At 58.7% G+C, this 7,600-nt stretch carries 6 protein-coding genes and 1 pseudogene; 4 read left to right on the forward strand and 3 right to left on the reverse strand.

Translation table 11 applies throughout. The annotated features are described in order from the left end of the window. Positions 1 to 8 precede the first annotated feature (8 nt). Complete coding sequence (locus AAEZ08_RS21150) at positions 9 to 785, reverse strand: PP2C family protein-serine/threonine phosphatase (RefSeq protein WP_003281396.1); 777 nt, start codon at positions 783 to 785, stop codon at positions 9 to 11. A 442-nt stretch (positions 786 to 1,227) separates the two neighbouring features. On the opposite strand from AAEZ08_RS21150, the gene AAEZ08_RS21155 reads away from it, so the two are divergent. Then, the gene (locus AAEZ08_RS21155; RefSeq protein WP_500125089.1) at positions 1,228 to 2,367 is read left to right on the forward strand and encodes an ATP-binding protein; all 1,140 of its coding nucleotides are present in this window, start codon (positions 1,228 to 1,230) and stop codon (positions 2,365 to 2,367) included. Positions 2,368 to 2,403: 36 nt separating this feature from the next. Here AAEZ08_RS21155 and AAEZ08_RS21160 read toward each other — a convergent pair whose 3' ends face one another. After that, positions 2,404 to 3,135, reverse strand: coding sequence for a TrmH family RNA methyltransferase (locus tag AAEZ08_RS21160; RefSeq protein WP_102821373.1), 732 nt, complete (start codon positions 3,133 to 3,135; stop codon positions 2,404 to 2,406). Between the two features lie 11 nt (positions 3,136 to 3,146). Then, complete coding sequence (locus tag AAEZ08_RS21165; RefSeq protein ID WP_500125090.1) at positions 3,147 to 4,784, reverse strand: NAD(P)/FAD-dependent oxidoreductase; 1,638 nt, start codon at positions 4,782 to 4,784, stop codon at positions 3,147 to 3,149. Positions 4,785 to 5,031: 247 nt separating this feature from the next. Between AAEZ08_RS21165 and rlmE the strand changes: the two genes are divergently transcribed. The 3 genes and pseudogenes from rlmE to AAEZ08_RS21180 all read left to right on the forward strand — a co-directional run bounded on the left by rlmE (position 5,032) and on the right by AAEZ08_RS21180 (position 7,555). Further along, positions 5,032 to 5,655, forward strand: coding sequence for a 23S rRNA (uridine(2552)-2'-O)-methyltransferase RlmE (rlmE, locus tag AAEZ08_RS21170; protein WP_003284334.1), 624 nt, complete (start codon positions 5,032 to 5,034; stop codon positions 5,653 to 5,655). A 364-nt stretch (positions 5,656 to 6,019) separates the two neighbouring features. Further along, positions 6,020 to 6,709: pseudogene (locus tag AAEZ08_RS21175) on the forward strand (DUF262 domain-containing protein); the annotation flags it as partial. A gap of 585 nt (positions 6,710 to 7,294) precedes the next feature. Next, entirely contained in the window at positions 7,295 to 7,555 is a 261-nt protein-coding gene (locus AAEZ08_RS21180) for a GmrSD restriction endonuclease domain-containing protein (protein ID WP_500125091.1), read from the forward strand. Positions 7,556 to 7,600 lie beyond the last annotated feature (45 nt).

The following is a 7,600-nucleotide window of genomic DNA, read 5'->3' on the forward strand; positions in this document are numbered from 1 at the left end:
GTGCGTGCTTACGACTTGAGGGTTTTGAACAGCATATTGATGAAGCGCCGCCCGCGGGACTCGGCCGCAGGGGGTGGAGCGGTGCGGCCGATGACGATGCAGGAGATGTTGTCGCGGCCGCCGTGTTCATTGGCCTGGTCGATCAACTGTTCCACTAGGCTTTCCAGGGTGTCGGCGAAGGTGCAGCTGGCATGGATCTGCGCGTCGGTCAGCTCGTTGGTCAGGCCGTCGCTGCACAACAAAAGCAGCTCGCCGGCCTTGAGCGTTCCGCTGCCGGCACCAGCCTCCAGCGGCGCCTCGCGGCCCAGGCAGCGCAGGATGATACTGCGCCAGGCATGGTTTTGAGCGTCGGCGGGCTGCAGTTCGCCGGCGTCGATCATCATCTGCACCCAGCTGTGGTCTCTTGTCAGCTGTTCGATGCCATTTGCGGTAACCAGATAGGCGCGGCTGTCGCCGACCCAGGCGAGCTTGAAGTCGGCACCGTTGAAGTGCGCGGCAACCAGCGTGGTGCCCATGCCGTCGTCTACCGCAGCGCCCAACACGGCCTGGTTGGCCTGCTGAACCGCCGTGTCCAATGTCTCGCCGGCTTCAATCGACTGCTGCAATGCGGCGAGCGCCAGGCTGCTCGCGACTTCTCCGCATTGATGCCCACCCATACCATCGGCTATCGCCCAGAGGCCCTGCGCGGGTGAACAGAGCAGAGCATCTTCATTATGGCTACGCTTTCGACCAGGCGAGCTTTGCCCGGCGTAGTCCAGCAATGAGGTAGAGAGGGTAGGTTGCATGCGAGGGCCCGGTCCTTTGTTCCTGCGGCACGACGTCGAGGGAGCATGATGCGGTGGGCTTGTGCGCCTGTCATCGACCAGGAAGGGAGCAAGCGCAAAACTGTTAACTCGTGCAAAGCGGGCGAATATATTTGCCTGCTCTTGGTCGGTGGCCCTTGTCACTTGCGCACACAGCTTGCTGACCGTAGAAAACGACGGACGAAAGAAGATCGCAAGCCTGGTGGGGCGGTTTAATCATTACTAGCGGTTGAGAACAATTAAGCTGTTTTTCTAAAATAATTACTTCGCGAACGGTAAAACTACATTTCGTCGGAAATAATATAAATCGGTAATACATGTAAAGTTTCCACTGTGCATCCCCGTTCCCTGTAGTCTCAGATTCCGCTCCTTACTGATAAATGTTTCATCGTTTCAGCCATCTATTCAGTACGAGGAGCAAATCATGCGCTTAGCCGATTTCATTCTTAAAAATATCGAACCCATCCTTCAGCAATGGGAAGACTTCACCAAGACGATGACGCCTGCTGCAAACGACATGGACTCCACTGCACTGCGCGACCATGCCGAGCAAATGCTGCTCGCGATCGCAGCAGATCTGCGAACGGCCCAGTCCCCAAGGGCGCGGATCGCTAAATCGCATGGAAAGGCGCGGCGTTCGGGTGATGTAACCCCTGCAGAAACCCACGCCGATATTCGGCACTCATCGGGTTTCACCATCGGGCAGATGATTTCCGAGTACAGAGCACTACGCACCAGCGTGCTGGTGTTGTGGATGTCATCTGAAGATGTAACGAAAGAACATGAAATCTCAGACATTGTTAGGTTCAATGAAGCGGTTGATCAGGCACTCGCTGAATCGGTCGTCAGTTATGGCGAGGCTGCCGATGTTGCACGCAACGTTTTCCTCGGCATATTAGGGCATGACCTGAGAAGCCCACTCGGCGCCATCTTGTTAAGTGCCGATGTTCTTCTACGTACCGGGGATCTTCCTCCCAAACCGACGATAAATGTGTCGCGTATTTATACGAGCGTGAAACGGTCCATCAAGATCGTGGGCGATCTGCTGGATTTCACTCGCACGCACTCCGGCGCCGGTATCCCAGTACGCAAAGACAGCGATGATCTGGCCCAGGCGTGTGAAGGAATGGTCGAGGAGGCAAGGGCATACAACCCGGATCGGCAAATCATTCTGCAATCGGAACATAGCCTCCCAGGGCAATTTGATCGCTCGAGAATGGAGCAGGTGATTGCCAACCTGATCGGTAACGCAGTCGAGCACGGAGAAGCAGGCACGCCAGTGACTGTCAGCCTCAAAAGCGATGGAGGTACCGCGCTGTTGACTGTTCACAACGTTGGACGACCCATCGACGAGTCAGCTAAAAGCAGTCTCTTCAGTCCGATGGTGCGCCATCTTCAAAGCGGCAATGCCGAGTACGGTGCTGGAGCGGGTCTTGGACTGGGGCTCTATATCGCGTCCGCCATCGTCGACGCTCACCACGGCAGTATCGAGGTCGATTCCACTGCCGGTAGCGGCACTACGTTCACCGTCCGAATCCCTCTGGACGGCGCTCAAGCCGCGTAGTGACCGCATTCTTGGCTGCTTCTATCCAGGCAACGGCTATCTGCTCAACTCGTAAGCGCACATATTGACCGTCGCCGCCAGGTTCAGCGACTCGATGGCGCCACAGCCGGGAATCGTGAAAGGCTGAGCGTTGAGTGCGGTGAGTTGCTCGCGTGGCACGCCGCGGGCTTCGTTGCCGAACAGGTAGCAATCGAAGGCGCGAAAACTCGCCGATTGCACGGGTTCGCCGCTCATATCCAGGCAGGCGATGCGCTGGAAGCGGGTGTGCAACGAATCCAGTTCAACATCCAGCTCCATCGGCGCATGAAAGATAGCGCCCATGCTCGAACGCACGACCTTCGGGTTGTACGGGTCGACGCTGCCGGGGCTGAGCAGGCAGCGAAAACCACCGAACCACGCCAGCGTGCGCAGGATGGTGCCGAGGTTGCCCGGGTCCTGGATTTCATGCAGGTAGATGGCGCGCTCGCCCGCGACGGCCGCAGCAACCGGCGCGCCTGTCGCCGGCATCGGCACCAGCGCAACGATGCCTTGCGGGGTTTTGGTGTCGGCGATCTGCGCCATTTGGCGGTCGCTGATCAGATGGGTTTTGAACGGGCTTTGCCAGTGTTCGTAGGCTTCGGTCACATACAGCTCGCTGCGTTGCAGCAGCGGGCTGTGCAAGGCCGCCTTCTGCAACTCCAGCAACAGATGCTCGCCCTCCACCAGAAAATGCCCGAACTCGGCTCGGTACTTTTTCTGGTGCAGTTTTTTGATGTCGTCGAATTTCATCAAGGCGGCGCTCAGTTGCTCTGCACTTGGGGCTGTTCCGCGTCAGCCAGCATGGACTTGGCCAGCGCCTCGGCAACCTTGATGCCATCCACGCCCGCCGAAAGAATGCCGCCGGCGTAACCGGCGCCTTCACCGGCCGGATACAGACCGCGCAGGTTGAGGCTTTGCAAAGTCTCGTTGTCACGGGTGATACGTACCGGCGAGGAGGTGCGGGTCTCGATGCCGGTGAGCACCGCGTCAGCGCGATCAAACCCGCGGATCTGCTTGCCGAACGCCGGCAGCGCCTCGCGGATCGCCTCGATTGCATACTCGGGCAGTGACGGCGCGAGATCGCCCAGGCGCACGCCTGGTTTGTAGGAGGGCTCGACCTCGCCGAACGCGGTAGATGGCACGCCGCGAATGAAGTCGCCGACCAATTGCGCGGGTGCGCAGTAATCGCTGCCACCCAGCTCATAAGCGCGCGACTCCAGGCGCTCCTGCAGTGCTAAGCCGGCCAGCGGATCGCCAGGGAAATCTTGCGCCGGGTTGATGCCGACGACGATGCCCGCGTTGGCATTGCGCTCGTTGCGCGAGTACTGGCTCATGCCATTGGTCACCACGCGGCCCGGCTCGGAGGTGGCCGCAACCACGGTACCGCCGGGGCACATGCAGAAGCTGTAGACCGCACGGCCATTCTTGGCGTGATATACCAGCTTGTAGTCGGCGGCGCCGAGTTCCGGGTGGCCGGCGTACTTGCCCAGCCGGGCCTGGTCGATCATCCCTTGCGGGTGTTCGATGCGGAAGCCGATGGCAAACGGCTTGGCCTCGATGAACACGCCCTGGCGATGCAGCATGCGCACGGTATCGCGGGAGCTGTGCCCCAGCGCCAGCACCACATGGCGACTCTTGATCGTCTCGCCGCTGGCCAGCACCACGCCTTCGAGCTGGCCATCGTTGATCACGAGATCGGTCACTTTGCTCTCGAAGCGCACTTCGCCGCCGAGGGCGATGATCTCCTCGCGCATGGTCGAGACCACACCGGTGAGCCGGAAGGTGCCGATGTGCGGCTTGCTCACATACATGATCTCGGCCGGTGCGCCGGCACGAACGAACTCGTGCACCACCTTGCGCGCGTAGAACTTGGGGTCCTTGATCTGGCTGTAGAGCTTGCCGTCGGAGAACAGCCCCGCGCCGCCCTCGCCGAACTGAACGTTGGATTCCGGCGTCAGGACCTTCTTGCGCCACAGCGCCCAGGTGTCCTTGGTACGGCTGCGCACATCCTTGCCGCGCTCCAGCACGATGGGATTGAAACCCATCTGTGCGAGCAGCAGCGCGGCAAACAATCCGCAGGGACCGAAGCCCACCACCAACGGCCGCTCGCTCAGATTGGCTGGCGCCTGGCCTACCGGGTAGTAGTTGGTGTCTGGCGCTGGGCGTACGTTGTGGTCATCGGCGAAGCGCGCCAGGACGGCCGCCTCGTCGCGGACCTCCAGGTCGATGATGTAGATGAACAGAATGACGCTGTTCTTCTTGCGCGCATCGTAGCTGCGCTTGAACACGGTGAAATTCAGCAGATCGGCGTCGCTGATATTCAGGCGCCTGACGATGGCCTCGCGCAACTCCTCGGCGGAGTGGTCAAGGGGCAGGGACAGTTCGTTGATGCGAATCATGGCGATAATCCTGGCCGGTGACTCCGGCAGAGGAACAGCAGAGGGGGTGGGGTAAGGCGCGAATTGTACCTGTCGCCGCTCGTGCCTGTCAGGCGGCGCTGATGGCCTTCCACTGCCTGTGTACTGCGACCAGCGCCCGCGCAGCGGCATATCGGCTTATAATCGCCGCCACTTTGCGTCCGATGGTTGCGCCTTGCTGTGCCTGTTGGTCCGCGTCTTACCTTGATTTTCCGTGGTTGGCTCTATCATGAAACGATCCAAAAGCAGCCGTCGTTGGCTGGATGAACACGTCAACGATCCCTTCGTCAAACGCGCTCAGAAGGACGGCTTGCGCTCGCGCTCCAGCTACAAGCTGATCGAGCTGAACGAGAAGGACAAACTGATACGCCCCGGCATGCTGGTCATGGACCTCGGCTCCGCCCCCGGTGGTTGGTCGCAAGTAGCCGGAAAGCTCGTTGGCGAAAAGGGACGTGTGCTGGCTACCGACATCCTTCCAATGGGCGGGCTGGATAACGTCGATTTTGTCCAGGGCGACTTTACCGACGACGCCGTCTTTCAGGAAATTCTCGACAGGCTCGACGGCAACCAGCCTGATCTTATCGTCTCCGACATCGCGCCCAACCTAAGCGGCGTCGCTGTCGCCGACCAGGCCTCCTCGATGTACCTGGTCGAACTCACCCTCGACATGGTCCGCAAAGTGCTCAAGCCCGGCGGCAACTATGTGGTCAAGGTCTTCCAGGGCGAAGGCTCCGACGATTTCCTGAGGGACGTGCGCACCTCATTCGAGAAAGTGGTGGTCCGCAAGCCCGCAGCGTCACGACCGCGCTCGAACGAGGTTTATCTGGTGGCGAAGGGGTTCAAGGGCCAGTAAGTTGGCGTGTCGGCGCTGTTGCAGCAATCCAGGTTTTTGGCTGCTGCACTCAGTTGGATCTAGCCGTATTTGATCGAGCGTTAGTTTGGGCGTGCGCGTCTTGTGAGCGGCTGCCTGCCTGCAGCTCGCTATTCGTGCCCAAGTATCAGCATTAGCCGCATTTTTGCAGGTTGTGGCACTCTGGCTGTTCGCGAATTTTGCCTACCTGCTGGCCGACTGCTCAGCAACTTTACTCAAGGTAATGTCTGCCTTTTGAATCTCGATCACTCCAGCGACGTTGCCATCAACAAACAGCAGATAGTCATCCGCGCGGAACATCTGTGCCAGCGAAGGCACGTCGGACCATTACCAAAAAGGAGGTTCCATGCTTGATGCTTCGCAGTTGCGAATTGAGGCCGCACACAAGAAAGTCGCGGAAGCCTTTTCCAAAGAGTACGCCTTTACTATCCCGGCTTATCAGCGCCCTTATGCATGGGAGAAGACTCAGGCTGAGGAGTTGCTGGCGGACTTGAAGGACGCCATGGCGCAAGATTCTGCGGCGGGCGGCTTTTACTTCCTGGGTAGCATTGTTTTGGTGAAGGCCCATGGAAGTCCTGCATCGCGTGTGGTCGATGGTCAGCAGCGCCTAACCACGCTGACGATCTTGTTCAGTGTCATTCGCGACCTGACGACAGACGCTGAGAAGAAAGCGCAGCGATAGCGGTACATCAAGCAGGTAGCTAATGAGGATGAAGGTATCCCAGAGGCTTTGCGTCTGCAGCTGCGGCAGAAGGACCAGGGCTTTTTTGAAAAGCACATTCAGACACGTGGAGCGACTGACCAGCTGCCGTCCTTGGAGGGTCTGACAGACGCAAAGGCACGCATCGTTGAAAACGCAAAGCTCATCCGCGATCGGTTAGAGGCTATGGGTGAGGAGGGGCGTGCTGAGTTGCTGCGTTTCCTGCTGCAGAACTGTTATCTCGTGGTGGTCGAAGTTCCCTCTGATACCGCCGCGCGGCGCATTTTTACCGTTTTGAATGCTCGCGGCCTCGATCTTTCGGCCACAGATATCCTCAAAGCCGACCTGCTTGAGCGAGCAGGTGCCGATAAGGAGTCGTTTCTGTCTCAACGCTGGGAGGAGGTTGAAACAGCACTCGGCCGCGACAGGTTCAGTGCTTTGTTCACGCACATCCGGATGATCTATGAGCGTGACAAACCTCGTTCTGCGCTTGAAAGCGGCTTTCCTGTACATGTCCCAGTGTTTCGCGATAATCCGGTCGGATTCATTGATGCGGTCTTGGAGCCCTATGCTGACGCTCTGATGTTGGCGATGGATGACCAGAAACTGCGCAAGCGTTTCGGTGCCAAGGGAGCCGATTTGGTGCGCTCCTTGGAGAGATTGGACAACCGGGACTGGTTACCGCCTCTACTGCTTTGCCTGCGCCAGAACAATGGTGGAGCTGACATCGACGTTCCAGAGTTTGTATTCCGCCTCGAAAGGCTTGCCTACTTTCTGTTCTTGACACGCGCCGATGTCAACGCACGTATGTCGCGCTATGCCGATGTATTGGACGATCTCGACCCGCCGGCTGAGCCCAGAGTTCGTCTGACCCATCGGGAACGCTCCACCGGATTGGCTATTGAGCAGGCTGAAGCAGCGATGCTCTTTGATGCACTGGACGGGAATGTGTACCTCGTCTCTAAGGTAGTTAAACCGCTCCTGCTTCGTCTTGAACAAGCTTCCACCGACGGCTCGGCCAACTACGACTATCCGGTTATTTCGGTTGAGCACGTCTGTCCGCAAACCATCGCGCCTGGGTCGCAGTGGGCGCAATGGTTCCACGATGCTGACGATCATGCGGCCTGGGTGCACAGTCTGGCGAACCTGGTATTAACCTGGCAAATAAATAGGGCATATTAGATAATCTGTCTCCATGAAAATAGATGCCCGTAAACTCAGCCCCCA

It is taken from the genome of Pseudomonas sp. E45-MNA-CIBAN-0222, from assembly GCF_040310405.1.
Classification (GTDB): Bacteria; Pseudomonadota; Gammaproteobacteria; order Pseudomonadales; family Pseudomonadaceae; genus Stutzerimonas; species Stutzerimonas stutzeri_AC.

Coding starts and splice junctions, on each gene's coding strand:
- AAEZ08_RS21150 (WP_003281396.1), bottom strand. CDS start 785: ATGCAACCTACCCTCTCTACCTCATTGCTGGACTACGCCGGGCAAAGC.
- AAEZ08_RS21155 (WP_500125089.1), top strand. CDS start 1,228: ATGCGCTTAGCCGATTTCATTCTTAAAAATATCGAACCCATCCTTCAG.
- AAEZ08_RS21160 (WP_102821373.1), bottom strand. CDS start 3,135: ATGAAATTCGACGACATCAAAAAACTGCACCAGAAAAAGTACCGAGCC.
- AAEZ08_RS21165 (WP_500125090.1), bottom strand. CDS start 4,784: ATGATTCGCATCAACGAACTGTCCCTGCCCCTTGACCACTCCGCCGAG.
- rlmE (WP_003284334.1), top strand. CDS start 5,032: ATGAAACGATCCAAAAGCAGCCGTCGTTGGCTGGATGAACACGTCAAC.
- AAEZ08_RS21180 (WP_500125091.1), top strand. CDS start 7,295: ATGCTCTTTGATGCACTGGACGGGAATGTGTACCTCGTCTCTAAGGTA.